22 protein-coding genes are annotated in these 25,889 nt (G+C 70.7%); 12 read left to right on the forward strand and 10 right to left on the reverse strand.

Features of this window, described 5'->3' with window-relative positions; all coding sequences use genetic code 11:
- Positions 1–7: 7 nt before the first annotated feature.
- From R3E98_04425 to R3E98_04440, 4 genes are read right to left on the reverse strand one after another with little or no spacing between them, the layout of a single operon-like run.
- Positions 8–982, reverse strand: a complete 975-nt coding sequence (locus tag R3E98_04425; protein MEZ4422629.1) for a GDP-mannose 4,6-dehydratase — start codon at positions 980–982, stop codon at positions 8–10.
- On the reverse strand, positions 979–2,241 hold the full coding sequence (locus R3E98_04430; protein ID MEZ4422630.1) for a glycosyltransferase family 4 protein: 1,263 nt from the start codon (positions 2,239–2,241) through the stop codon (positions 979–981). The genes R3E98_04425 and R3E98_04430 overlap by 4 nt, the downstream gene beginning before the upstream one ends.
- Positions 2,238–3,410 (reverse strand): glycosyltransferase family 1 protein, encoded by a 1,173-nt coding sequence (locus R3E98_04435; GenBank protein ID MEZ4422631.1) that lies wholly within the window; start codon positions 3,408–3,410, stop codon positions 2,238–2,240. Before R3E98_04435 ends, R3E98_04430 begins: the two co-directional genes overlap by 4 nt.
- A gap of 16 nt (positions 3,411–3,426) precedes the next feature.
- The gene (locus R3E98_04440; GenBank protein MEZ4422632.1) at positions 3,427–5,043 is read right to left on the reverse strand and encodes an NAD(P)/FAD-dependent oxidoreductase; all 1,617 of its coding nucleotides are present in this window, start codon (positions 5,041–5,043) and stop codon (positions 3,427–3,429) included.
- Positions 5,044–5,515: 472 nt separating this feature from the next.
- On the opposite strand from R3E98_04440, the gene R3E98_04445 reads away from it, so the two are divergent.
- From R3E98_04445 to R3E98_04490, 10 genes are all read left to right on the forward strand, one after another.
- Positions 5,516–6,913 carry an FAD-dependent oxidoreductase gene (locus R3E98_04445; GenBank protein MEZ4422633.1) on the forward strand — a complete coding sequence of 466 codons (1,398 nt, stop codon included), beginning with the start codon at positions 5,516–5,518 and terminating at the stop codon, positions 6,911–6,913.
- 12 nt (positions 6,914–6,925) lie between these two features.
- Positions 6,926–7,918: a glycosyltransferase family 2 protein gene (locus R3E98_04450; GenBank protein MEZ4422634.1), complete on the forward strand. Its 993-nt coding sequence runs from the start codon at positions 6,926–6,928 to the stop codon at positions 7,916–7,918.
- Positions 7,915–8,910 (forward strand): lysylphosphatidylglycerol synthase transmembrane domain-containing protein, encoded by a 996-nt coding sequence (locus R3E98_04455; GenBank protein MEZ4422635.1) that lies wholly within the window; start codon positions 7,915–7,917, stop codon positions 8,908–8,910. Before R3E98_04450 ends, R3E98_04455 begins: the two co-directional genes overlap by 4 nt.
- A 24-nt stretch (positions 8,911–8,934) precedes the next feature.
- A complete protein-coding gene (locus R3E98_04460) occupies positions 8,935–9,999 on the forward strand; it encodes a Gfo/Idh/MocA family oxidoreductase (protein MEZ4422636.1) in 1,065 nt (354 codons plus the stop codon).
- A gap of 16 nt (positions 10,000–10,015) precedes the next feature.
- Positions 10,016–10,921: a hypothetical protein gene (locus tag R3E98_04465; GenBank protein ID MEZ4422637.1), complete on the forward strand. Its 906-nt coding sequence runs from the start codon at positions 10,016–10,018 to the stop codon at positions 10,919–10,921.
- Positions 10,921–12,435 carry a hypothetical protein gene (locus tag R3E98_04470; protein ID MEZ4422638.1) on the forward strand — a complete coding sequence of 505 codons (1,515 nt, stop codon included), beginning with the start codon at positions 10,921–10,923 and terminating at the stop codon, positions 12,433–12,435. The genes R3E98_04465 and R3E98_04470 overlap by 1 nt, the downstream gene beginning before the upstream one ends.
- 72 nt (positions 12,436–12,507) lie before the next feature.
- Entirely contained in the window at positions 12,508–13,539 is a 1,032-nt protein-coding gene (locus R3E98_04475) for a glycosyltransferase family 2 protein (protein ID MEZ4422639.1), read from the forward strand.
- Between the two features lie 8 nt (positions 13,540–13,547).
- Positions 13,548–14,435: an NAD(P)H-binding protein gene (locus R3E98_04480; GenBank protein ID MEZ4422640.1), complete on the forward strand. Its 888-nt coding sequence runs from the start codon at positions 13,548–13,550 to the stop codon at positions 14,433–14,435.
- Positions 14,432–14,863: a hypothetical protein gene (locus R3E98_04485; protein ID MEZ4422641.1), complete on the forward strand. Its 432-nt coding sequence runs from the start codon at positions 14,432–14,434 to the stop codon at positions 14,861–14,863. The genes R3E98_04480 and R3E98_04485 overlap by 4 nt, the downstream gene beginning before the upstream one ends.
- Entirely contained in the window at positions 14,860–16,470 is a 1,611-nt protein-coding gene (locus R3E98_04490) for a GMC oxidoreductase (protein MEZ4422642.1), read from the forward strand. Before R3E98_04485 ends, R3E98_04490 begins: the two co-directional genes overlap by 4 nt.
- 31 nt (positions 16,471–16,501) lie before the next feature.
- On the opposite strand, the gene R3E98_04495 is transcribed toward R3E98_04490, so the two are convergent.
- From R3E98_04495 to R3E98_04505, 3 genes are all read right to left on the reverse strand, one after another.
- On the reverse strand, positions 16,502–16,798 hold the full coding sequence (locus R3E98_04495; protein ID MEZ4422643.1) for a hypothetical protein: 297 nt from the start codon (positions 16,796–16,798) through the stop codon (positions 16,502–16,504).
- A gap of 23 nt (positions 16,799–16,821) precedes the next feature.
- Positions 16,822–17,184, reverse strand: a complete 363-nt coding sequence (locus R3E98_04500) for a hypothetical protein (GenBank protein MEZ4422644.1) — start codon at positions 17,182–17,184, stop codon at positions 16,822–16,824.
- A 72-nt stretch (positions 17,185–17,256) separates the two neighbouring features.
- A complete protein-coding gene (locus R3E98_04505) occupies positions 17,257–18,162 on the reverse strand; it encodes a glycosyl transferase (protein ID MEZ4422645.1) in 906 nt (301 codons plus the stop codon).
- Between the two features lie 132 nt (positions 18,163–18,294).
- On the opposite strand from R3E98_04505, the gene R3E98_04510 reads away from it, so the two are divergent.
- Positions 18,295–19,842, forward strand: a complete 1,548-nt coding sequence (locus R3E98_04510; GenBank protein MEZ4422646.1) for a hypothetical protein — start codon at positions 18,295–18,297, stop codon at positions 19,840–19,842.
- A gap of 33 nt (positions 19,843–19,875) precedes the next feature.
- Here R3E98_04510 and wecB read toward each other — a convergent pair whose 3' ends face one another.
- Positions 19,876–20,991, reverse strand: a complete 1,116-nt coding sequence (gene wecB, locus R3E98_04515) for a UDP-N-acetylglucosamine 2-epimerase (non-hydrolyzing) (protein MEZ4422647.1) — start codon at positions 20,989–20,991, stop codon at positions 19,876–19,878.
- Between the two features lie 17 nt (positions 20,992–21,008).
- Positions 21,009–21,809 (reverse strand): hypothetical protein, encoded by an 801-nt coding sequence (locus tag R3E98_04520; GenBank protein MEZ4422648.1) that lies wholly within the window; start codon positions 21,807–21,809, stop codon positions 21,009–21,011.
- A 471-nt stretch (positions 21,810–22,280) separates the two neighbouring features.
- On the opposite strand from R3E98_04520, the gene R3E98_04525 reads away from it, so the two are divergent.
- On the forward strand, positions 22,281–23,207 hold the full coding sequence (locus R3E98_04525; protein ID MEZ4422649.1) for a response regulator: 927 nt from the start codon (positions 22,281–22,283) through the stop codon (positions 23,205–23,207).
- Between the two features lie 88 nt (positions 23,208–23,295).
- Here R3E98_04525 and R3E98_04530 read toward each other — a convergent pair whose 3' ends face one another.
- The gene (locus R3E98_04530) at positions 23,296–25,683 is read right to left on the reverse strand and encodes a polysaccharide biosynthesis tyrosine autokinase (GenBank protein MEZ4422650.1); all 2,388 of its coding nucleotides are present in this window, start codon (positions 25,681–25,683) and stop codon (positions 23,296–23,298) included.
- Positions 25,684–25,889 lie beyond the last annotated feature (206 nt).

Here is a 25,889-nt window from a genome sequence, read left to right on the forward strand (position 1 = left end):
CGCGCCGTCACGGGGTGGCGAGGCGCGCGCGCTCGTGCGCGACCACGTCGGAGATGATGCGGTCCAGCCCGGTGCGCGGACGGAAGCCGATGGTCCGCTCCAGCTTGCGCACGTCGGGCACGCGCCGCTGCATGTCCTCGAAGCCTTCCGCGTACGCTTCGGAGTACGGGATCAGACGGATCTCGGAGGAGGACTCCGCCGCGGCCTTCACGCGCTCGGCGAGCGCGCGGATGGAGATCTCCTCGTCGGAGCCGATGTTGAAGACCTCACCGACCGCGGCCGGCGTCTCGATCAGCCGCAGGACGGCCTCGACGGTGTCGCGGACGTGCCCGAAGCAGCGGGACTGCTCCCCGGAGCCGAACACGGTGAGCGGCTCGCCGGCCAACGCCTGCTGGGCGAAGTTCGGCAGGACCATGCCGTAGCGGCCGGTCTGTCCGGGGCCCACGGTATTGAAGAAGCGGCAGAGGATCACCGGAACCTTGCGCTCGCGGCAATAGGCCAGGCCCAGCCACTCGTCCAGCGCCTTGCTGCAGGCATAGGCCCAGCGGGAGTGCGTCGTGGGCCCCAGCGTGATGTCGGCGTCCTCGCGGAACGGGATCTGGGTGCTCTTGCCGTACACCTCGGACGTGGAGGCGAGCACCACGAGCTTCTGCTTCACCGCCGCGGCGCCCAGCACCACCTCCGTGCCGGTGACGTTGGTCTCGATGGTGTGCACCGGCCGTTCCACGATCAGTCGCACCCCCACCGCGGCGGCCAGGTGTACGGTGACGTCGGCGATGTCGACGAGCTCGCGCACCAGGGGGGAGTCGGTGCAGCACCCGATGCGGTAGTGGAAGCGCGGGTTGGGGACCAGATCCTCGATGTTGCGCATGGACCCCGTCGACAGGTCGTCCAGGATCCAGACGTCGTCGCCGCGCTCGATCAGCGCCCGGGAGAGATGGGAGCCGATGAAGCCCGCTCCGCCCGTGATGAAGACCTTCATCCTTCTGCCTCCAGCGCTCGCTCGATCGAGGGGTGTCCCGTCCGCGCGGCGGTGCGCCGCACGATGTCCAGGTACCGGGGGATGGCGGCCGATTCGACCCAATGGGTCAGGTAGGCCTGATATCCCGCGTCCCCGAGCTGCCGTCGGCGCCCGGGGTCCTGCTGCAGTCGCGCCATCGCGGCCGCGAGCTCGTCTTCCGAATCGAACAGCTCCCCACCCCCGGACCGGGTCAGGATCTCGGGGAAGGGGCCCAGACGCCGGGCCAGCACCGGGGTCCGGTACTTGAAGGACTCGATGATGATGATCCCGAACGTCTCGAAGCACACGGAGGGCACGATCAGTGCCACTGCGTGGCGGTAGTAGCGTTCCAGCGCCTCGTGGTCCAGCCGCCCCAGGAAACGAACCCGCGGGTTGTCGGCGGCGAGGTCGCGCAGCGTCGCGCCGTACTCGCCGTCCCCCGCGATCACCAGGTCGGCGTCCGGATAGCGTTCGAACAGGGGGATCACGTCGTCGAGGCCCTTGATCCTCTCCAGCCGTCCCACGAACAGGAAGTAGGGGCGCTCATGCGGGGAAGACCCCTGGACGGGATCCGGCCCCGGCTCCGGGTCGGGCAGGAAGTAGTTGAGGACCTCCATGTCCTTGGGGAACCCGAACTCGCGGTGCTTGTCCCGGCTGAAGTCGCTGACGGCGATGAAGGCGTCCACGTGGTCGAGGGCCCGTTCGAGCGCCCCGGTGGCTCGCCACAGTTGGGGCGGGCGCTTGTAGTGCAGCTGACAGCGGATGCACTGCCGTTCCGTGCAGCGCTCGCGTCCGTGCCGCCACAGCACGTGGGTGGGGCAGACGAGCCAGTGCTCGTGCGCCATGTAGAGGCGCAGTGCGCCTTCGCCGTACTCCAGGAGCCCGGGGCCGCCGATCAGGGACGCGTTGTGGAAGTTCACCACATCGTAGCGCCCCTCCCGCAGAAGCGTCCGGATCCGCGCACCATGCACGACCGGTCGTCCGGTCTGCTGCGTGAGCAGACACGAGAGGGCGCCCGCGGAGCTGCGCAGCGCGACCACCTCGACGCCATCCTCCGGTGTGGGGCGCCCGCCGGGAGGCCCCCCGTTCAGCATGTGGTAGGCGTCGGCATCGTGGATCACGGTCACATGATGGCCGTGACGGACGAGCCCGCGGGCCAGGCGTTGGATGCCGATCCCGTCGCCGCCGAAGTTGTACGGCGGGTAGAAGGTCGTGAGGAACGCGAAACGCAGGCCGTTCACGACGCCGCCCGCTCCAGCGAGGCGAGCGCCTGCTCGGCGCCGCGACGCCAGGACAGCGCGTTCGCCCGCGCCCGGGCCACCCGCCCCAGGGCGTCGCGGCGGGCGGGGTCGGACGCCAGGTCGGCGAGCGCCCGGGTCAGCCCGGCGACGTCTCCAGGCGTCACGAACCGGCCCCCGCCCTCCAGCAGCTCGGGCAGCGGGCTCTCGGTGGTCGCGATGACCGGTGCTCCACAGGCCGCTCCTTCCACCGCAGGCAGCCCGAATCCCTCGCAGGCCGAGGGCAGGACCACGGCGCATGCTCCGGTGTGCAGGAGGGCCAGCTCCTCGTCCGGCAGGAAGCCGGTCCAGTGGACCCACGCCCCGGTGCCCTCGCGTGCGATGGTTTCGCGGATGGACCCCACGGAACCGTGGAAGACGTCGGCGTCGACGGTGCCCACCAGGAGCAGGTGGGGTGGACGCGGGGTGGCGCGGCAGACCGCAGCGTGCGCGCGCACCAGGTCCTCCACGTTCTTGTGGGGATTGAATCCGCCCACGTAGGTGAACCAGCGATCGTCCGGGCCCAGCCCCTGACGGGCGGCGGCGGCGGCGACGGCCTCCGGCGCCCCGGGTGCGTAGGCCGCGGCCGCGCCCTCCTCCGTGACGTCGATCCGGCCCGGGTCGATCCCCAGTCGGGGCGCGAGGTCGCGGCGGGAGAAATCGGAGACCGTCAAGACGCGCTGCGACTGCCGGACCGCCAGTCGGACCTTGGCATTCCAGAAGGCCTGGGCCCGACGGGTGGCGAAGGTCAGCTCGGGGAAGCGCTCCGCGATCGTGTCGTGGATGGTCGTGACGGCCGGAAGATCCAGCGGCAGCGGGAAGTACGTGTAGACGGACGGAAAGAAGAACACGTCCAGCGGCTCGCGCGCGACGGCACGGGTCATCCGGAGCAGATCGAGAGGGCTGCGGTAGCCCTCGGCCGAGGCGGCCTGCGTGGGGGCCTCGGACAGCCGCACCCGGTGACGGCGGGTGCGGGGCCCGTTCAGGTGGAAGACGGGATCGGAGGCACCGTCCAGGAAGAACACGAACTGGTGGTCCGACGGCAGCTCGACGAGGTGCTGGAGCAGCTCCCTCGTGAAGCGGCCGTACCCGCGGGCGTTGGCCCAGCAGGTGGCGTCGACCCCGATGCGCACGGCCGGGCCGCCCGGATCAGGAGTGCGCCAGGCGCGCCCCGGAGCCGTCGCTGCGCGTGGACGCCCGTGGTCCCGAGGGGGGCAGGGACCCGATGCGGGCCCGGGGCGCGCCGGCGGCGCGGGCCGCCGTCTCCTCCGGGTCCTCCAGACGCTGCTCCTCGTGGTACTCGAAGTCCGTGTTCACGGCCCAGATGTCGTGCTCCGCGCCGAACATGTTCCACACGGCCATCATGGCCGTGAGCATGGAGTGGTCCTGGTTGTTGTACTTGTGCATGCCATTGCGCCCGACCGTATGCAGGTTCGCGATCGGGTCGATATGGGCGCGGATGGAATCCACGTGGCCCTTGTAGGCCGAATCGTAGATCGGATAGGCCTTGGGCATGCGGATGACGCACCCGTCCTTGACCGTGGCGCCCTCGGCGACGCCGATCTCGGCCAGCTCCCGCGTCGCGAGCTCGATCAGGTCCGCGTCCGAGGACGCCCACAGCCCGTCGCCCTCGAAGCAGAAATACTCGAGGCCGAGGCAGGTATGCCCCTCGATGGGCACCATGGCCTTGCTCCAGTTGTTGAAGTTCTGGATGCGGCCGACCTTCACGCCCGGCGTGTGGATGTAGATCCAGTTGTCCGGGAAGAGACCGTCCTTGTCCAGCATCAGGGCCACGGTCAGGAAGTCGCGGTAGCGGAGCCCGTCGGCTGCGGCGCGCGTGTCGGTCGGGACCCGCGGGTCCAGAGCCCAGACGAGGTTGCGCAGCGGCATCGAGCTGATCACGTGATCGCACTCGATGCGCATCTCACCCTGGGGAGACTTCACGCGTACCGCCGAGGCGCGGAGCGAGCCGTCCTCCGCGGGTGTGGTCTCGATGGCCGCCACGTGGTGCTCCATCAGGACCTCGTTGCCCATCTCGCGGATCTTCTCCGCGCAGGTCTCCCACATCTGCCCCGGGCCCAGACGCGGATACTGGAACTCGTTGATCAGCGTCTTGATCTTGGTCGAGCGCTTGTTGAGGGACGCCGCCGACAGGATGGCCTTGGCGAGCGACAGCCCCTGGATGCGCTGGGCCGCCCATTCGGCCCGGATCTCGGTGCAGGGCAGGCCCCACACCTTCTCCGTGTAGGTCTTGAAGAAGGTCTCGTAGAGCTTCTTGCCGAACCGGTTGGTGACCCACTGCTCGAAGTTCTCTTCGATCGGGTACGGCCGGAAATGCCACTTGAGGTACGACAGGAACATCGCGGCCGCCCGGAACGGCCCCAGCCCCAGGAGGGCGTTGGAGGCCTTGAGCGGGTAGTCGAAGAACTTCCCGTCATAGTGGATGCGGGAGAGCCGTGGCACGGAGATGAACTCGGAGCCCAGGATCTCTTTCCAGATCTGCTCGACCGGCTCGATCTTCGTGAAGAAGCGGTGCCCGCCGATGTCGAAGCGGAAGCCGTTGTACTCCGCGGTCTGCGAGATGCCCCCGAGGATGTCGTCCCCCTCCAGGACGGTGACGCGGCACCCCCGCTTGGAGAGGAGGTAGGCGGCGGTAAGGCCGGCCGGCCCTCCTCCGACGACCACGGTGTGGTCGCCCGGTCGGTGGGGCTCGACGAAGCGGCTGACCGCCTCGGCGTTCGGGTCCTGGGGGGGTGTGGAGGCCATGAACGCTCGTTCTCTTCGCTCGCAGGGACTTCCGGACCTTCGGGGCGATCCGCCGACGGACCTGGACGCGGGGCAAGGACCGGACCAACCAGGGGCCCTCGCAAGGGACGCGAAAAAGCGCCGGGAAAAAGGTCATCCGCCCGGAGAAGGGGTGCGACCACGGGGTTCCGGCCCGGTCGCGGAACCGCGACACGGGGTGCGCGGCCGCAACAGGCGGGGGTCGGGGCGGCGGCGTCTCTCCGGGGGTTCAGGTCGCGCGCCGGACGGGTGAAATTGTGTGTCCCGTCGCGGGGCCCGTCAAATCGCATGGCCGGCGGCGGCCCGCCGCTGCGCCCTCCGTGGGGGCGGCGGCCGGGGCGGCACATCGGTTGCACCCGCCCCACCCGTCCGGCCCCCGGCCGGTGCGATGTGCTCCTGGGTGCCGCGTCGCCGCGGCCGCCTGAGCGACCCCCGAACCCGAGAGTCCGAGCGCGTGACCGTTCCTCGTGTGGTGATCCTGGGCGGAGGCCCGGCCGGTGTCGGCGCCGCCTATCAGCTCCATCGGAGCGGGAAGGGCCAGGCCGTCCTCTTCGAACAGAACGATGGGGTCGGCGGCAACGCCGGCAGCTTCGACGTGGACGGCGTACGGGTGGACTTCGGCAGCCACCGGCTGCACGCCGCGTGCGATCCGGCCATCCTGGCGGACATCGAGTCCATGCTCGGGGAGGACTTCGGGTTCTTCGAGCGCCACGGTCGGATCCGGCTGCGGGGTCGCTGGCTCCACTTCCCGCTCAAGCCGCTGGACCTGTTCCTGCGCCTGGACAAGGGGTTCGCGCTGGGGGCCTTCCGCGACATGGTCACCAAGGCGCTCCCCGGCGGGCCGCCCGAGGGGGAGACCTTCGCCTCCGTGCTGCGGGCCAACCTGGGCCCCACCATCTGCGAGCACTTCTACTTCCCGTATGCCCGGAAGATGTGGGGGCAGCCGCCGGAGCGGCTCTCCGGCATCCAGGCGCGCAAACGGGTCACCGCCGGCACCTTCAAGAAGCTCCTGAAGCGGCTGGCCAGCCCGCCCGGGAAGGGGGGCTACTACTACATGCGGCGGGGCTACGGGCAGATCAGTGAAGCCTATGCCGACCAGGCCCGGGCCCTGGGGGCGGACCTGCGGCTCGGGTGGCGGGTGGAGCGCCTCGCCCGCAACGGGTCCGGCTGGACCGTGGAGGCCTCGAACGGGAGCGAGCGGGTGTCCGTGGAGGCCGACCAGGTCTGGTCCACCATCCCGGTGACCATCGTGGCCCGCATCATGGACCCGGCTCCCCCTCCCGAGGTCCTCGAGGCGGCGGGACAGATCGACTACCGGGCGATGGTGCTCGCGTACCTGACGCTGGACGTGGATCAGTTCACGACCACCGACGCGCACTACTTCCCGGAGGAGAACGTCTGCTTCACACGCCTCTCGGAGCCCAAGAACTACTTCCGTTCGACCGAGCCGAAGGGGCGGACCGTGCTCTGCGCGGAGATCCCCTGTTCGCCGGACGACGAGGTCTGGGGCATGGACGACGAGGCCCTGGGCCGGAGGGTGGCCGCGGACATGGCCACGGCGGGCCTCGCGCTGGCGCGTCCGCCGGTCGCGGTGCGTTCCCGTCGGCTCCGGCAGGCCTACCCCATCTATCCGCTCGGGTACGAGGTCCCGCTGGGCGTGCTGGACCAGTGGGTCGAGGGTGTGGACGGACTGCTGAGCTACGGGCGCCAGGGTCTGTTCGCGCACGACAACACGCACCATGCACTGTACATGGCGTATTCCGCCGTGGACTGCCTGCGCGGCACGGGCTTCGATGACGCCCGCTGGGCGGAGTATCGTGAGGTGTTCAAGACCCACGTCGTCGAGGACTGAGGCGCCCGCCCGATGAAGCTGATCATCCAGATCCCGTGCTTCAACGAAGCCGAGACGCTTCCGCCCACGCTCGCCGATCTGCCGAAGACGCTGCGCGGTGTCGACACGATCGAGATCGCGATCGTCGACGACGGCAGCCGCGACGAGACGGCCGCCGTGGCGCGGGGGTTGGGCGTCCACCACGTGGTGCGCTTTCCCAAGAACCTCGGGCTGGCGGCGGCCTTCCGGGCGGGCCTGGAGACCTGCGTGCGTGCCGGCGCCGACATCATCGTCAACACCGACGCGGACAACCAGTACAACGCCGAGGATATCCAGGCGCTGATCGATCCCATCCTCGAAGGACGCGCCGAGATCGTGGTGGGTGACCGCCGCCCCGGAGAGCTGGCGCACTTCTCCTGGATCAAGCGTCGCCTCCAGAACTTCGGGAGCTGGGTGATCGGCAAGGCGTCCGGACTGCACACGCCCGACGCCACGAGCGGCTTCCGCGCCTTCACGCGTGAGGCCGCCCTGCACACCATCGTGCACGGCGGCTACTCCTACACGTTGGAGACGCTCATCCAGGCCGGGTCGCGCCGGCGGGCGGTCGAGTTCGTTCCCGTCCGCGTGAATCCGCAGACCCGCCCCTCGCGGCTCATGAAGTCCATGAGCCACTACATCCGGTCCTCCTCGGTGGCGATCGTACGGGCGTACACCACGTACCGTCCCCTCCGCGTCTTCGGGTGGCTGGGCGTGGCGTTCATCGTGGCGGGACTGATCCCCGGGCTGCGCTTCCTCTGGTTCTTCTTCGTCACGGGAGAGCGCACGGGGCACATCCAGTCGCTCATCCTCACGGCGATCCTGGTGATCGTGGGCTTCCAGGTGTTGCTCATCGGGCTGCTGGCGGATCTGCTCAGCTCGAGCCGCAAGCTCCTGGAGGAGCTGCTCTACCGGATCCGCGTGCTGGAGATGGCCGCGCCCGGTGAACGCGGCCCCGCCGCCGACGGCCTGGCGGACGAGGCCCCGTGAGCGGCGTGAGCCCCGCGGAGGTGGCTGCCGCCCGCCGACGTGGCCGTCGCCGGCTGGCGTTCCGGGTGCTGGGGAGCGTGACGATCCTCGGCGCGCTGCTCTGGTTCCTCCCGTTCGACGAGCTCAAGGACGCGCTGGGGCGCATCCCCCCGCTCGCCTGGGCGGCGGCGTTGGCGGTCTACCTCTGCCTGCACCTCCTGGGCGTCACCAAGTGGCACCTCATGGTCAATGCGGCCGGGGGTGGGTTCCGCTTCACGGACGCCGTGCGCTGTTACTACTACGGTCTCTTCGGCAACACCTTCCTGCCCTCCCTGGTGGGCGGCGACGCCGTGCGCGCCGGATTGGCGCTCCGCCTGGCACGCGGGAAGGCGGGTCTGCTCCTGGGCAGCGTGCTGGACCGGATGCTCGACGTGGCCGGTCTCGCCACGCTCGCGGCGGTGGGCGCGCTCGTCATCCCGGGCGCGCTCGGTCCCGAGGCCCGCACGATCTTCTGGTGGCTGGCCGGGCTGGGAGCGCTTGCCGGGGTGGCGGGTGTGGTGGCGATCCTGCTCCTGCCCGCGCGTCGTTTCCCGTTCCGGCTCCGCCGCATCCTCGCCCGTCTGCGGGGGGCGGTGCGGGAGCTGGCGCGGCGGCCGGTGCAGGTGGCCGCGGCCTTCACGTTGGGGCTGGGCCTGCAAGCCGCGCTGGTGTGCCTGAACGCATGGCTGGGCCACGCCTGCGGGATCGACATCGCCCTGCACGCCTGGTTCTTCGCATGGCCCATGGCCAAGATCTCGGCCTTGATCCCGGTGACCCAGGGAGGGATCGGGATCCGTGAAGCGGCGTTGTCGGCGCTGTTGGCGCCGTTCGGCGTCGCACCCGTCCTGGCCTTCGCGGCGGGACTGGTCTTCCAGGCCGTCATCCTGAGCGGCGGGCTCGTCGGCGGGCTCATCGCATTCCTGCTGGGGCGACGCCAAGGCGCCGCTCCTGCGTTGGCGGGTACGCTCGCCTGAGCACAAATCGACAAAGGAGTCGTCATGCGGTTCGGAGTGGTGGGAGCGGGCGTCATCGGTCGCCTGCGCGCGCAGTCGGTCCACGAGCAGCCCGGGGCGGACCTGGTCGGCGTGTTCGATCCCTCGCGGGAGGCCGCCGAGGCCGCGGTGCAGGGCACGGGCGGGCGCGTGATGCCCTCCCTGGAGGCGCTGCTCGCCGAGGGTCTGGACGTGCTGATCGTCTCCTCCCCGGTGCACCATCACGAAGAGGCGTGCGTGCTCGCGTTCGAGGCGGGCGTCCATGTGCTGTGCGAGAAGCCGCTCTCCAACACCGTGGAGTCCTGTCGCCGCATCGTCGAGGCCGCCGAGCAGGCGGGTCGGGTGCTCGCGGTCGGGTTCAACCATCGGTACTACCCGTCCATGAAGTTCCTCAAGCAGGCCGTCGACGAGGGGAAGATCGGCCAGCTGCAGCACGTGCGGGTGTTCGGTGGGCACGATGGCCTGCACAACTTCCGCGCCGACTGGCAGTACAAGGCTCCGGACTCGGGCGGTGGAGCCATGATGGACGTCGGGATCCACATGACGGATCTGGCCCGGTACGTGGTGGGCGAGATCACGGACGTCTACGGGGTCATGTCCAACCGGGTCTGGAAGGTGGACGGCTCGGAGGATGATGCGGTCGCTGTCTTCCGGAGCCCCGAGGGCGTGCCGGTCTGGTACCTCGCCACCTGGAACGAGTGGCGTGGCTACGGCTTCTACGTCGAGGCGTACGGCGATCTGGGCATGGTGCGTGGGTTCTACGCGCCCATGCAGAACCTGCTGATCACGCACGATCGGCCGGGGGCGCCACGGAAGAAGATCAAGAAGTACTACCCCGAGATCATGGTGCGCGAGAAGCTGAAGAGCTGGACGTCCACCGCCCTCCTGTCGTTCAAGGACGAGCTGGCGGATCTGCTGCGACGCCTGCAGGGCGACGCGGACGTGGCGCTCGCGGACGGGTATGCCGGTCTGCGGGCCGTGGAGATCGCGGCCGCCGTCCGCGCGAGCACCGAGACCCGGCAGGCGGTGCAGCTGCCGGCCCTGGGCCGTATGCCCGCGGTGGTGCGCTGACATCCGGATGGGTCCGGTGGAGTTGTCCGTGGTCGTGACGGTGGTCGAGAGCGGGGCGGTGCTGGAGCGCTGCCTGGACGCCCTGGCGCAGCAGGTGGACGCGCCGGTGCTGGAGGTCCTCGTTCCCTGGGACCCGACGGTGCCGGACGTTCCGGCCCGCGTGGCCGGACGGGCCGGGGTGCGTGCGGTGGCGCTCCCGGACGCAGGGCCCGCCACCCACGAGGGAGAGCGCCACGCCCTGTACGACCGCCGGCGCGCCGCCGGGCTGGCGCAGGCCAGCGGCGCGGTGGTGGCGCTTCTCGAGGATCGATCGGTGCCTCGCCCCGACTGGGCCCGGAGCGTGATGCGCGCCCACGGCCGGGCGGACGCCGGGGCCGTGGGCGGAGCCGTCGAGCCGGCGGTGCAGGGGATGCTGGGTTGGGCCGTCTACTTCTGCGACTACGGCCGCTACCAGCTTCCCTTCGCAGCCGGGCCCCGTGCCTGGGTGAGCGACGTGAACGTCTCCTACGCGCGCCCGGCGCTGGAGGCGACCCGCTCGCATTGGGAGGACCGCTATCACGAGACGGTCGTGCACTGGGCCTTGCAGGAGCAAGGTCGACCGCTGGTCCTGGATCCCACCGTGGTCGTGGGACATGGACGTGGGAGCCTCGGCTTCGCGGCCGGCTTGTCCGAACGCTTCCATTGGGGACGCGTCTTCGGGTACACGCGGGCGCGCACGGGCTCGCTCACAGCCCGCGCCCTGCACACGCTGGCTGCTCCGGTGCTGCCGTTGGTGCTGTGGGCACGGCTGTTGGGGCAGCGCTTGCAGCGGAACGGCCGCTCGCTGGGGCCGTTCCTGGCGGCGACCCCCGCCATCCTGCTCTTCCTGACCGCGTGGTGCCTCGGCGAGGCCACGGGAACCGCAACCGGACGGAGTGCCTGATGTCCCTGAATCGCGTGGACCTGGGCTCACGCCGGGCCGTCCAGCTCTTCCTGGCGGCCTGGGTGCTGTTCAGCGCCTTCTTCGCCACCAACGTGGAGCGGGAGCACTACCCGGCGTTCTCCCTCGTCGATCACCATGACCTGCGGGTGGACGAATACGCCGGCTTCCACTCGGACATCTTCGTCCATACCGACGGACACGCCTACATCGGAAACAACGTCATCGCGGCCCTGTTCGCGGCGGTGCCGCTCTATCTCTTCGACGCACCCCTGGACGTGCTGGAGCGGATGCGGCAGCGCGACCTGGCCAGCGGCGAAGCCCCGGTCGGGGAGTACCGCACGTACGAGCACCACCCCAACCGCAAGGCCTTCTTCGAGACGGTGACCCAACGCGGCCTGGACCTGCGCTTCGGCGGCGCCACCGCCATCACCACGGCCCTGTTCATGGCGCCGCTGTCGGCGCTCATGGTCGTGCTGTTCTTCCAGATGCTGCTGACGCGGGGCGTGACCCGAGGGCGGGCCACGGCCTACGCGCTCCTCTTCGGGTTCGCCACGCCCATCTTCTTCCGCACTTCGGCCCTCAGCCACAACATGGTCACCATGTACGCGACCTTCGGGTCGTTCTGGCTGATGTGGCCTCGGGAGCCCGGTGCGCCGGCGCCCTTCGATCGTCGCGTATGGGCGGGCGTGCTGGCCGGGATCGCGCTGGCCTCCGATTACAGCGGCGTGATCCCGCTGCTCGCGCTCTACGGCTACCTGGTGGGCGTGCGCTGGAGGGAGGTGGGCTTCGTGCGCTCCTTCACGGAGTCGATCCCGTTCGTGCTGGGTAGCGTGCCCCCCGTCCTGTTCCTGCTGTTCTCGCAGTGGGCGATGTTCGGCAACCCCTTCCTGCCCGGCCAGTACTGGATGCCGGAGGTCAACTACACCGATCAGGGCTGGCGTGGGTTCGCGTGGCCGGCGCCCGATCTCTTCTGGCTCAACCTGTTCTCGCTGGAATGGGGCATGTTCCCCTTCGCGCCGCTCCTGCTGCTCGGCTTCGTGCCGGCCTGGTGGTATGCCCGCGACCGCCTCGTCCTGCCCCGCGCGGAGCGTTGGTTCGTCTTCGGATTCGTGCTCGCCTACCTGATCTTCTGCGCGGCGAACCAGTACTCGCGTATGCAGTGGAACACGGGCTTCCGCTACCTGCTCCCGCTGGTTCCCTTCGTGTTCCTGGCCGCCGTCGACCATCTGGAGCGGATGCCCCGGCAGGTCGTCGCCGTGCTGGCGGGGCTGGCGCTCATCCACTCCTGGGTGATCGCCTCGGTCCGGGAGGCCGCGCTTCAGTCCTGGCAGCTCCTGCTCCAGGACGGGGTGCAGCTGCCCTGGCTCACGGTCCTGCGCATGACCCGACCGGAAGGTGCGCCGGTCATCTCGAGCGCATGGTTGCCGATCGTGCTCCTCGTGACGGTATGCGGAGGCGTCTGGTGGATGTGGCGCCGGCTGGAGCACATCGCGTCGCGCTCCCCGGCCCGCTAACGTGAAGGTGCCCGACGGACGGACGGGGCCCGGCCCGGGTGGAGGGGCCCCCGGCAGGCGAGAGGGACGCAGATGAGTGCCGACATCCAGACCACGAGGATCCGGGCCGCATCCCATCGGGAGCAGGCCGACCGCCGCGTCCTGTCGGTGGTCGTGCCGGTCTTCAACGAGGAGGCCGTGCTGCCGGCGTTCTTCCCACGCGTCACGGAAGCGCTGGCTCCCCTCGAGCACTGGGATCTCGAGCTCGTGTTCGTGGACGATGGCAGCAGCGACGCGACCTTCGACCTCCTCCAGGACCTGGCGCGCCGCGATGGACGGGTGAAGGTCCTCCGCTTCTCCCGGAACTTCGGTCATCAGATCGCCATCACCGCTGGCGTGGACCATGCCAGCGGCGACGCGGTCGCGGTCATCGACGCGGATCTCCAGGATCCGCCCGAAGTGCTCGTGGAGATGGTGGCGCGGCTGGAGGAAGGCTACGACGTGGTCTACGGCCAGCGCGTCGACCGCAAAGGGGAGACCCGCCTGAAGCTGTGGACCGCGGCCGTGTTCTACCGGCTGCTCAAGCGCCTGGTCAAGATCGAGATCCCGGTCGACGTGGGGGACTTCCGGCTGATGAGCCGTCGGGCGGTGCTCGAGCTTCGCACCATGCGCGAGAAGGACCGCTTCGTGCGGGGCCTCGTGAGCTGGGTCGGCTTCCGCCAGATCGGGGTGCCGTATCGCCGGGAGGCCCGGTTCGCCGGGGCCACCAAGTATCCCGTCGGCAAGATGCTCAAGTTCGCGTTGGACGGCATCACGTCGTTCTCCACCGTGCCGCTCAAGCTCGCCACCTGGCTGGGGTATGCGGCCTCCGCCTTCGCGTTCCTCTACCTGGCCAGCGTCTTCGTGCAGAAGGCCTTCGGCGTGACGGTGGAGGGTTGGGCCACCATCATGGTCGCCATGCTCTTCATGGGCGGCGTGCAGCTGATCTGTCTCGGGATCCTGGGCGAGTACATCGGCCGCATCTTCAACGAGATCAAACCGCGGCCCATGTACGTCGTGGCCGAGCGTCTGAACCTGGAGCCCGGGTCCGCACCGGCACGCCCCCAGCCCCACGTGGTCGGCTGACGGCGGACGTGGCCACCGTGTTCGTGACCGGAGGGACCGGCCTCGTGGGCCGGGCCGTCCTGGATCTGGCCGCCCGCTCGGGCCACACCCTGCAGGTGCTGGCGCGCGAGCCCGGACCCCCCCACCCCGGTGTGGTGTGGGTGCGTGGAGCGCTCGAGCGCCCCGACACGTGGAGGGCCGCTCTCGAGGGCTGCGAGGCCGTGCTGCATCTGGCCGCCCGGACGGGAGCGGCGCCCGACGCGGTCTACACACAGGTCAACGTGGCCGGCACCGAGGCCCTGCTGGGGGCCGCCTCCCGCGTCGGCGTTCCCCGGTTCGTCTTCGTCTCCACGATCGCGGTGCGCTTCGCCGGGCTGGACCGCTACCCGTATGCGCGCAGCAAGCAGATCGCGGAGGACCGGGTGCGCGACTCCGGCCTCGCGTGGACCGTGGTGCGGCCCACGCTCGTGCTGGGGCGGGGAGCGCCCAACCTGCAGAAGCTGGCGGCGCTGGCCGGCCTTCCGGTCGTCCCCCTGCTCGGTGGCGGCCGGGCCCGACTCCAGCCGGTCGACGCCCGGGATCTCGCGGCGCTTCTCCTGGACGCCCTCGAGTCGGGTCCGCTGGGCGACGTGGTGGAGGTCGGGGGGCCGGAGACGCTGACGATGCGCGCGTTGTTGACCCGGATCCGCCGGACCACGGGGCGGGGCGGGGCACCGGCACTCCCCATCCCACTGGGGCCCGTCCAGGCCGGCGTGGGCCTCGCGGCCCGGGTCCTGGGCGCGCGCGCGCCCGTGACGCCCGCCCAGCTGCTCTCGTTCGTGGAGGACGCGGTGGCCGAGCCCCATCCCTGGACCGAGCAGCGCGTGGGTCGGCTCCGCCCGCTGGACACGACCCTGACCGAGGCGCTCGTGGCGTGAGCGGGCACGAGGCGCTGACCGCCGAGGCCGCGATGCTCTGCCGCGCGCTCACCGGCGCGGAGCCGACGCCGGCCCTGGTCGAGGCCTACGTCGCCGGCCATGCCCATCCGTCCTTCGCGGTCACGCCGAGCCGCCTCGACCGGGCGCTGCTGTCGGCGGCGCGGGGATCGGTGGCCGGCGCCCGGCAGGCGGATGCGTACGCGGCGCTGCTGGATCGGCGTGGGCTCCTGCGGCGGAAGCTCGTCCTCCTGTACGCGCTCGCCGAGACGTTGCCTCCCCATCACCGGGTGTTCGAAGCGGGCGGCCCCGGGATCGCGGCGGCGGTGCTGGGACTGGTCACCACCGGCGTCGCCGCCGGCGTGCGCTTCGGGCTCGCGCTCCTCCGCTTCGGTCCTGTCCACCTGCGCGAACGGAGATCGCGCCCATGAGCGACGTGATCGTGGTGGGCTCCGGGCCGAGCGGCGTCCATTTTGCGCGTACGCTCCTGGAGCGCGGCGTGCGCGTCACGCTTGTGGACGTGGGCCACCCGGCCCCGGCGCCGGTCGCGCCCGAGCTCGGGCTCGTGGAGTTGAAGGAGCAGCTACCGGATCCGGCCGGCTACTTCCTGGGAGCGGGTCTCGAGGGCGTCGTGCTTCCCGACGACGACAGCGAGTTCTATGGATTCCCTCCGGGGAAGGACTACATCTTCCGCCGCCCCCCCGGCCTGGAGGTGGAGAGCCGCGGCTTCGATGCGCTCTTCTCGTACGCGCAGGGGGGGTTGGCCGAGACGTGGACGGCCGGCTGCTACCCGCTCAACGCGGCGGAGCTCTCCGACTTCCCCTTCGCGGTCTCCGCGCTCGAGTCCGCATACGACGAGGTGGCCCAACGCATCGGAGTCAGCGGGGACGTCGACGACCTCTCACGCTTCTTTCCCGTGCACGGCCACCTCCAGGACCCCCTGCCGCTGGACGAGCACTCGGAGCGCTTGCTGCGCGCCTACGACCGCAAGCGGGAACGGTTGAACCGGATGGGATGCTGGGTGGGGCGCACGCGGGTCGCGACGCTGAGTCGGGCGCACGCGGGCCGGCCCGCCTGCTCCCGTCTGGGTCGGTGTCTGTGGGGGTGTCCGACGGGTGCGCTGTACACGCCTTCGGCCACGTTGGCCGAGTGCCGGCGCTATGGGAGCTTCACCTACCGGGGTGGCGTGCGGGTGGACGCCATCGAGCTGGACGGCCGCCGGCCCCGTGCCCTCGTGGGTGTCGAGCTGGCCACGGGAGCCCCGGTCCGGATCCCGGCCGACCGGGTGGCCCTGGCCGCAGGAGCGCTGTCGAGCGCCCGCATCTTCCTGCGGTCCATCCAGGCCCGCGACGGGCGGGCTCCGGCCCTCGGCGGTCTCATGGACAACCGGCAGGTCCTGGTCCCGTTCATGAGCCCCGCCATGCTGGGCAAGGCGTACGAGCCGCGGACCTACCAGTACCATCTGCTGGGCATGGGTCTGACGGCCGCCGATCCGCGGCACTACGTGCACTGTCAGATCACCACGCTGAAGACGGCGCTGCTCCACCCGGTGGCCCAGCAGCTCCCGGTGGGCCTGGCCAGCGGCCTGCGCATCGTCAACCTGCTGCACGCGGCGCTCGGGGTGGTCAACGTCAACTTCCACGACACCCGCCGTCCGGAGAATCGCGTCCGGCTGGGGGACATCGACGAGAGCGGACAGCCGGTGCTGCAGATCGAGTATCGTCCGCCGACCGGGGAGGCGGAGCGCATGGAACGGGCGGTGGGGCGCGTCCGCAAAGCGCTACGCGCGCTGGGCTGCTTCGCACCGCGGCGCCAGGTCCACGTGCGCCCGATGGGAGCGAGCGTGCACTATGCCGGTCTGCTTCCGATGACGCGGGAGGAGGCGCCGTGGACCAGCACGCCCGACGGACGCAGCCGCGACATCGAGAACCTCTATCTGGTCGACGGGATCGGCTTCCCGTTCCTTCCGGCGAAGAACGGAACGTTCACCCTCATGGCCAACGCGGTCCGGGTCGCGCGGGACGCCTTCCGCGACTGAGGGCGTCCCCGGGGTGCGCGCGCCGCTCGGGTCAGGAGCCGACGAGCTTGTTGTAGACCGTCCCGACCAGGCGTCCAAGCCCGTAGCCGAGCACGAACAGGTAGATGAAGCCGATGAAGGCTCCGGCCCAGGACACCGAATAGCCTGGCAGGAAGATGCCCAGGAGGTTCAGGTGCTGGCCCATGTTGGCGCCGCCCTTCAGGACCAGGAACAGGGTCGCGAAGAAGAGGCCGAAGCCGAGCATCAGCCCGAAGGCCCAGCCCCAGGCTCGCGCGTTCAGCTTCCGCAGCGCGACCTCGAGCGCTTGGGAGTCCGGTTGCGTAGTCACGTGCAGGGTTCTCTCCGCCATGATCAGATGTGGTCGAGGAAGTCGCGGGTGGCGGTCATCTCGGCGCGCGTGCGAGCGGCGAAGATCGAGACCGCCAGCACGAGATTGCGGACGAAGGCCGTGAACCAGCCCACCACGAAGCCGACCAGGAAGCCCCAGGCAGCGCCCACCACGGCTCCGGGCCAGGTGACGGTGTAGCCGTAGAAGTACTGGTTCAGCAGCCACAGGTCGAAGCCCGGGCTCGGCTGTCGGACGAGATAGAGCGCGGTGACGAGGAACAGGACCAGCGCGCACGCCAGCCCGATCGCCGTGCCGAGGGCGCGCTTGTGCAACGGCGCGAACGCGAGCGCGAGCGACGGTGGGATGCGATCGAGTTCCTGGGTCACGGGAGCCTCGGTCTGGGGGACTCGGAGATCACGGCTCAATATCGGCGGCATGAGGACCCTGGGCAACGCGGTTCAGCGGATCCGGGAGAGCGCGTCGCCGGGTCCGAACCAGGAGCCCACGACGTCGCCCCACGCCCAGCCGCACACGAACAGCGCCAGCAGAGGGAGCGAGCGCAGCAACAGCGCACGATCCACGTTCTTGTCGAGGCAGCGCCGGACGATCCGGTACAACAACACCGGAGGCAGGGCCATGGACGCCGCGCCCAGCGCCAGGCGCCGCGGCAGCGGCGCGCCCTGTGCCCGCGCCCCCGAATAGGAGCGCGAGTAGAGGTAGCGTTGGGACAGGTACAGCCCGACCGAGTAGTGCATCTTGTGGCCGACCACGATGTCGGGCCGGCACACGAGCGCCACGCCATCCGCGCGGATGGCGTCGTGCAGGTGGTTCTCCCAGAGGCCCGCGTGCGTGACGTCGCGGTGCTGCTCCAGGAGCGCCCGGTCGTAGATGGTGTTGTTGCCGGTCACACCGTCGACCGGGCCCCCGGGGATGGGTGGCAGCAGGTGGCTGTACTCGCAGAGGAAGGCGGCTTCGTCCACCCAGCTGTCCGTGGCGACGTTCGCGACGGCCCCGCCCACCACGCGCGATCCCCGCGCCCGCTCCTCCAGGAGCCGGCGCGCCCAGTCCACCGGTACGATCACGTGATCCTCGATCACCGCCACGTCGGGCGCGCGGGCGGCGTCGAAGGCCAGCGCGCGCAGATCGGGGATCGTGGTGCCCGGAGCGGCCGACAGGACCACGGCCTCGGGGAAACGGGCCCGGATGCGCTCGGCCATACCCCCACCGTGCCGCTCGGCCACGAGGACCTCGAGCGGGACGTCCTGGGCCGCGAGGGCGTCGAGGCAGCCCTCGAGGTCGCTCCAGCCGTTCACGAAGGGGACCACGACGGAAAGTCGTGGGGATGCGTCGGATTTCGGATCCATCGGATGCGGGATGCGGGGGCCTGCTCCTTGCGGCGAACCCTCGTCGCAAGTCTCGTACCCCCCATTCCGGCGGGTCCCCGGACCGACCCCGGGCCCCCCGCCGGCGCCCGCCGCCCCCAGGAAGGAGCGTGGATGTCGCAGCACCCGGATCCGGAGCAGGCGCGCCGCGCGGCCCGACGCCTCGCCCTGGTGACCCTTGCCCTGCTGCTGGGCTTCGGGACCTGGCACGCCCTGCGCGGCCCCGCGTCCACGGCCGACGACTACGCCCAGTACCTCCTCCACGCCGAAGCGCTGGTGGACGGGAGGCCCTACACGGACACCGGCTACATCTTCTCGCCGCTCCAGTGGGGGGTGGGGCCTCCGGTGCAGTCCCCCGGCTATCCGCTGACCGTGGCGCCCTTCTTCGCCCTGTTCGGCCGCGCTGACTGGATCCCCCGCCTTCTCTCGCTCGTGGGGGGGCTGGCCTTCGTGGGCCTGGCCGGGGCCTACTTCGCGCGCCTGGAGCCCGTGGGGGGAGCGCTCGTGGCGCTGATCACCGCGGCTGCCCTCATCCAGTTGGAGGCGATGGCCACGCCGGGCCCCGATCTGGTCTTCTGCGCGCTGCTCTGGGCCGTGGCGTTCGGAGCGGACACCGAAGCGGCGTGGAGCTGGCCGCGCACGGTGGCGCTGACCGCGCTGGCGGTGGCCGCGGTGCTCTACCGCATCGCTGCGCTTCCGCTCGTGCCCGCCTTCTTCGCGTTCGGATTGTTGAACTGGCGGCGGCACGGCATCAAGCCGTTCCTCGCCGGAGCGGCCTCCGCGGTCTCGTTCGGGTGGGTCTTCGCGGTCTTCGGCGCGAGCCGCATCCCGCCGCCGCCCCAGTACGTCCTGGACGCGGTGCGCGCGGCGCGCGCCCGGCCGGCGCGGCCCATGGAGACCGGACCGGCGCTGGGGGGCCTGCGCAACAACCTGGCGGTCTACTCCCGCGGCGCGTTCGAGCTACAGCTCTATCCGTTCCCGTGGAAGCTCGCCAATCAGGCGTACCATGTGCTGGCGTCGGTGCCGATGGCGCTGGGGACGCTGCTGTGGGGCGCGCGTCGCTGGCGGAGCTTCGGCGTGCTGCTGGTCTTCGCCTATATCGCGATGCTCCTGCTGCTGTCGCTCCGCGCCAGTCGCTACCTGTGGCCGCTCGCGCCGGTCATCGCCTACGGGATGGTCGAGGGCGTGCGTTGGGCTCTGCTGCGCGCGCGTCTGTCGCCGGCTCGGGCGCGCCGGACGCTGGTCGGCGTCGCGTCGGTCCTCGTGGCCCTGACGCTGACGCGCGTCGTGGCCGGTCCCGGCCCCCGGCCGATCGCGCAGGATGCGGACGTGCAGGCGATGTTCGCGGCCGTGCGCGCCGAAGCGGAGCGAGCGCCCGTGCGCGTGGCGTTCTACAAGTCGCGCACGCTCATCTGGGAGACCGGCGTGCCGGCTGCGCCGCTGGCGGGCGCCCCGACGGACGAGGCCGTCTACGCGGAGGTGGCCAGCCTCGGCTTGACCCACGCCGTGGTCGGGAGCCTCGACGGGGAGGTGGATGCCTCGGTGGAGCAGTGGCGCCGCCTGGTGGTCGACGCGCCGGAGCGCTTCGAGCTGGTCCGGCGCAGTGGACCGTTCGCGCTCTACCGCATCCGACCGGAGCGCGACCTGCCCGGACCCGCCTGACCCGCTGACGGACGCGGGGCACGGCGCGACCGATCAGCGGCCGGCCGGTGCCCCTGCGCGGGCCTCGAAGAAGGTGCGCACGCGAGCCACGATGCGCTCGGCCGCGTGGCCGTCCCAGAGCTCCGGCGCGCGGGTCGCTCCCTTCGCACGCTGGCCCAGGTCGGCCACCGCCTCGAGGATCCCGTCACGGGTCGGCTCGATGAGCCGGTTGGTGCCATGGGTGACGGTGATCGGTCGTTCGGTATTGGGCCGCGCCGTCAGGCACGGCACGCCGAGCACGGTCGTCTCCTCCTGGATGCCGCCGGAATCGGTCAGCACGAAGCCCGCCTGCGCGACCAGTCCCAGGAACTCGAGATAGCCGAGCGGGCTCAACAGGCGTACGCCGCCGAGCGCGTCCGCCAGGCCGAAGCGCTCCAGGTTCGAGCGCGTCCGGGGATGGATGGGGAAGAGGACGGGCCGCGTGCGGGCCACCTCCGCCAGCGCCTCGACGATCGGAGCCAGGGTCTCCTCCCGGTCCACGTTCGACGGCCGGTGCATCGTGACCACGCCGTAGGTGCCCGGCGCGACGTCGAGCTGTTGCGTGATGCCCGTGGCCAGGGCGCGGTCGCGGTGCGTCAGCAACGTGTCGATCATCACGTTCCCGACGAAATGCACGCGGTCGGCGGGAACGCCTTCGGCGGCGAGGTTGCGATTGCCGCTTTCTTCCGTGGTGAACAGCAGGTCGGAGAGCCGGTCCGTCACGACCCGGTTGATCTCTTCCGGCATGCCCCAATCGAAGGAGCGGAGACCCGCTTCGACGTGAGCGACGGCAATCCCCAACTTGGCCGCCACGAGCGCGCAGGCCACGGTGGAGTTCACGTCGCCCACGACCAGCACGAGGTCCGGACGCGTCTCGGACACGACCTTCTCGAACTCGATCATCACACGCGCGGTCTGGACCGCATGGGACCCCGAGCCCACACCCAGATCGACGTCCGGCCGCGGGATCCCCAGCTCCTCGAAGAAGACCTTGGACATGGCCTCGTCGTAGTGCTGGCCGGTGTGCACCAGCGTCTGCCGGAAGTCGGGATCCCGACCGAAAGCGTCGACGATCGGCGCGATCTTCATGAAGTTGGGCCGAGCGCCGGCCACGTGCAGGATGTGCGGCATGGATCCGTGCGTGGACGTCAGAAGAAGATGCGCACGCCGAAGATCAGGAAGCTGCCCAGCACGATTGCGCCGCGCGCCACCCGCCCCCACACGGCGGAGCTGACCTTGGCAGGCACGACGAACTGGTCTCCTGCCCTCAGGTTCATCTGGTCGAGCGTCATGCCCTGCGCGAGCGCGTCCTGCAGGGCGTCGCCTTCCCAGATGTCGACCTCGCGGTCCACCTCCCTGCGGGTGATCCGCACCCCGTCCAGGTTGGACGTCTGCTGGATGCCGGCGCGCATGAGCGCCTCTCCCACCAGCAGCGTGGACGGCACGTTGTAGAAGCCGGGGCTGCCGACCTGTCCCGTCATCATCAGGCGGATGGTCGACTCGGCGTGGACGATCGGTTGCTGGATGAAGCGCGCGAGCTCGGTGGTGAGATGCTCCTCGAGCTCTGCGCGCAGCACGCCCTTCAACGGGATGACGCCGAGGATGGGCAGCGTGATCTGCGGGCCGGATTCGACGACGAAGGTGTCGGCGGTGGGCCACTCGCCCTCGATGAGCAGGACGATGCGGTCGCCGATGCGGAAGTCGCCCTCGTCGAGCCGCTGGAGGATCATCTCGATGTCCTTGCGTGCCCGCTCGCGCATGGAGCCCGAGTAGGCGGAGGAGCCCACCACCTGGCGGTTGCGCTCGAGCAGCGTCTCGAGGTCGCTCCGCGAGAGCTGCAGGCCGCCCATCTGCGCCGCGAGGGCCGGACTCTGGGCGGACGCCGCCGTGGGCGCGAGCCAGGTGCCGACGAGGAGCGCCAGAAGGGCGAAGGCCCCGTGCTTGGTCATGTTCGCTGCAATCCTCCGTGCAGATGGACCCGTGGCCGGTTGGAGCGACCCGTCTCCTGTAGTCCGACGTCCGGTCGGACGTTCCGATCCGACGTACGGCCTCTCCCCCCGCGGTAGCGGGGAACGCGGGTGCCACAGGTCAAGTTCGAGGCCGGAGCCCGGCCGGGGGTCCGGCCTCGACGAAACCCACGCCGACGCAACAGGATCCGTGCCACGGGAGGCCCGTCGGTGGCGGGGAACGCCCCCGGTGTGGTGGCGTCGCCGCAACAGAGTCTCGCTCCGCCGCCACGCCGGGGGCAACGCCCGGGGGCCGGCCGTGCGGCGCGCCGGGCACCTCTTCCGCGCCGCCCGGCGGGATTCCGGGGTCCGGCCCGTGGGGTCTGGCGGAGGGGCGGGCGCGCATGGAAGATGCAGGCGCACCGGATACCTGCCGTGGGTGAGCGGTGGGGTCCCACCCCCGTACAGACTCGCATGGCCGAGAACGAGACGTTCGACCGGACGCCTTTGGCGCTGGTCGTGGAGGGAAACGAGTCCCTGTCGTCGACGCTGGTCGACCTGCTCGGCAATCACGGCTTCGCCGTGCTCCGGGCGGGCGGGGCCCGGCAGGCCCTGGAGCTGCTCGGCAAGGTGCGTCCCGATCTGCTGCTGATCGGACTCGTGCTCCCCGACGGCATCGGACCGGACGTCGTGCGGGCGCTCGAGCGCATCCCCACGGTCCGTTCCAGCACGCCCATCGCGATGGTCTCCGACCGTCCGCTCGACCCCGCCTCGCGGGTCGAGAGCTTCGAGGTCGGCGCCTGGGCGGTCCTGGAGCCCCCGTTCGAGCAGGGCCAGCTCGTGCCCCAGCTGCGCGCCTTCGTCGCGGCCAAGCTGGATGCCGACGCAGCGCGCGAAGAGGGCCTGCTGGATCCGACCACCGGCTTCTACAACATCCGCGGTGTGCTGCGCCGGGTGGGGGAGGTCACCGCGGACGCCGCCCGCTACCGGCGTCCGGTCGCGTGCGTGGTCGTGGGTCCGGATCGCGACACCGAGAGCGCCACCTGGGACCGCCAGACCGCGGAGCGCGTGAGCGAGCAGATCGCGGTGGGGATCACGGCCACCACGCGGCTCTCGGATACGCTGGGCCGGTTGGGCGAGACCGACTTCGTGGTGGTGGCGGCGGGCACCGACGAGGTCGGGGCCAATCGGCTCGCCCAACGCCTGCTCGACCGGCTGGACACGAGCACCGAGGACGTCTTCCAGCGGCCGCTGCGGCTGCGGGCGGGCGTCTACGCCGTCTCCGGCTCGGACGAGGATGCGGTCATCCCGGTGGACCTGCTCACGCGCGCCACGTTGGCCCTCCGCCGCGGGCAGGACCAGGGCGAGGCCGGCCGGATCTTCGGATACGACCGCATGTGACTGCCGTTGGCCCGAAACGCCGCGGGCCCGGGAGCAGCGCTCCCGGGCCCGTCGTCGTTTGTGCGGATCGGGGCCGCGCCCCGAGGCGTCAGGTCTCGCTGGCCGCCGACAGGGCGTGCCGGCCCGACTCGTCCCCCTCCTCCGTGGCGCCGTAGCCCGGCAGGTAGGAGGTGTAGTAGCGGTAGACGCCGCCCGGCTGCACGTCGTTGAGGATCGCTCCCAGGATGCGCACGGGCAGACGCGCCAGCGGAGCCAGACGCGCGAGGGTGAGCTCCCGGTTGGTGGCCCCGGTGCGCAGGATCATGACCAGCGTTCCGGTCAGGGTCCCGAGCAGGAACGCATCGCTGCCGGCGCCCAGCGGCGAGCTGTCCACCAGGATCACGCCATACTGCGTGCGCAGGTCCGCGAACAGCTCACGCATCTCCAACGAGCCCAGCAGCTCGGGCGCGTGCGCCAGGCGCGAGCCGGAGCTGATCACGTCCAGCGACTCGTACTCGGTCTTCTGGATGATCTCCGACAGGGACGCGTTCCCGGCCAGGTAGTCCGTCAAGCCGGGCTTGCGCGACCGCCCCAGCAGTTGGTGCACGTCTCCACGACGGGTGTCGCCGTCGATGATGAGCGTCTTGCGACCCAGCTCGGCGAACGCCACACCCAGATTGGCGGTGATCAGGGACTTCCCGTCGCCGCTCCCGGGGCTGGTGATCGTCAGCAACAACGGCCCGGGGCCGGCGCTTCCGTACGCGTAGAGCAGGTTGAGGCGCAGCTCGCGGAAGGCCTCCACCACCTGGAGCGTGTTCTCTTCGCCCTTCTTGCCCGGCTCGCGCAGGATGGGGGGAACGGCACCCAGGATGCTCAGGCCCATCTCGGAGGTGACCTGCTCCGGATAGTGGACCCGTGGATCGATCCGGTCCAGGAGGATGGCGCCCAACAGGCCGACGCCCAGGCTGCCCAGGAGGATCACCATCACCAGGCTGAGGCGCTGGTCCGGGATCGGGGTGGCAATGGGGCTGGCGCGGCTCCACACCCGCACGTCGGGCACCGTGCTGGCTGCGGCCAGGCGGGCGGTCTCGTAGCGGTTGTTGATGTCCTGGAACAAGGCCTGGGCACTCGTCGCGTCCCGCGTCAGCCGGTCTTCCTGGAGCTGGCGCTCCGGGATGCTGCGCAGGCTGGCCGACGCCTGGTCGACATCCTGCTGCAGATGGCGCTCCTCCGCGGCCAGCCCCTCGAGCACCTGGCCGGCGAGGGTGGGGATGACCTGGTTCTCCAGGGTCGTGACGATGTTCTGCTTCTCCACCACGCGCGGATCCTCGGGCGTGTAGCGGTAGAGCAGGGTGCGCATGTCCGCCTTCGCGGTGGTCAGCTCCGACATCGCGCCCATGAGCGGCCGCGAGTTCTGCACGGCCGGCACGAACTCGAGCGCCTCGATATTCAGGGGCGTCGCGGCCATGGCGGCGCGGATGCGGCGGCGATCCTGGTCGATCTGGTCGAGCCGCAGGCGCTTGGTGAAGAAGTCCTGCATCACCGGGCCCTGGGTCATCTGGAGCCCCGGGGCCACCACGGCCCGCTCGTTGGGCTCCGTGATGGTCTGGATCCGGAACTGCTCGAGCGACAGCTCCTTCTCCTGGAGCTCCTGGTAGACGCGGTCCCGCTGCTCGGCGAGCTGGCGCGTGAGATCGTCCGCCTTGGCACGCTTGAGCTCGGTGGCCATGCGCACGTGCTCTTCGGCCACCCCGTTGACGATCTGGGAGACCAGGCGGGGGTCGTTGCCCCTCAACGTCAGGTGGATGAACGAGGCAGGGCCCCGCACCTCCGGAGTCAGCCGTCCACCGAGCTCACGCGCCACCCCGACCGGGTCCCGGACGGTGAAGTCGATGATCCGGTTCGCGGTGAGCTGCCCCGGTCCGGGACGCCAATCCCAGCCCAGCGCCCGACCGATCGGCTGGTCCGTGCTGCCTTCCTCCAGGACCGCGCCGTCGTCCCGGGCGAGGGTGTAGCGCTCCCCGGCCGGATCCACGGACAGACGGAAGGTCCCCGTGAGGGGGCTCTCGGAGATGTTCAGCCCGGCCACGACCGCCGAGTCGGCGGCAGTCGCCGGGAGGATGTACAGGCGCAGCCGCCGCACGACCGGCTCGACCACGGGCGGCGACGTCAACAGGTCCACCCAGGCGTACTCCTGGAGGAGCTGTTGGGACTGGATGGGCCCGCGTCGCGGATCCGTCTCGGGCTCCACCCAGAGGCTGGCGGAGGCCGTGTACTCCGGCTGGATCCACATCCAGACCCCGACGGAGACCAGGGCACCGACGAGCAGCGTCACCGCCGGCAGCCACTTCTGGCGCATCACCGCCGATACGTAGCGCCGCCAGGAGACCCCTCCCTCCTCCTCCTGCCCGGCGTCGAAGACCGGCCCGGCAAGGCGGGGGTCGTGCGGCGCCGGATGGATGGGCCCGTGGGACCCGGCGGGTAGCAATTCGGACATGGCCTTTGCCAGCTGGAGTTTCTCGCTTGATGCGTACCCTCGTCGGGGGGTCCGGTGTTTCACCCGGCTCCGACCGACCCGTTCCGCTTCAGCAATCTGGATACCGCGATCCGCGGGGGGTGCGCGGATCCCCTGGAACGGCGAAAGTATCGCCCCCGACCGGACGCCGGGGCGTGCCGGAGCATCCCGGGTTCCGTCCGTCGTGT

This window comes from Gemmatimonadota bacterium, assembly GCA_041390125.1.
In the GTDB taxonomy this organism is placed as follows: domain Bacteria; phylum Gemmatimonadota; class Gemmatimonadetes; order Longimicrobiales; family Gaopeijiaceae; genus JAGQIF01.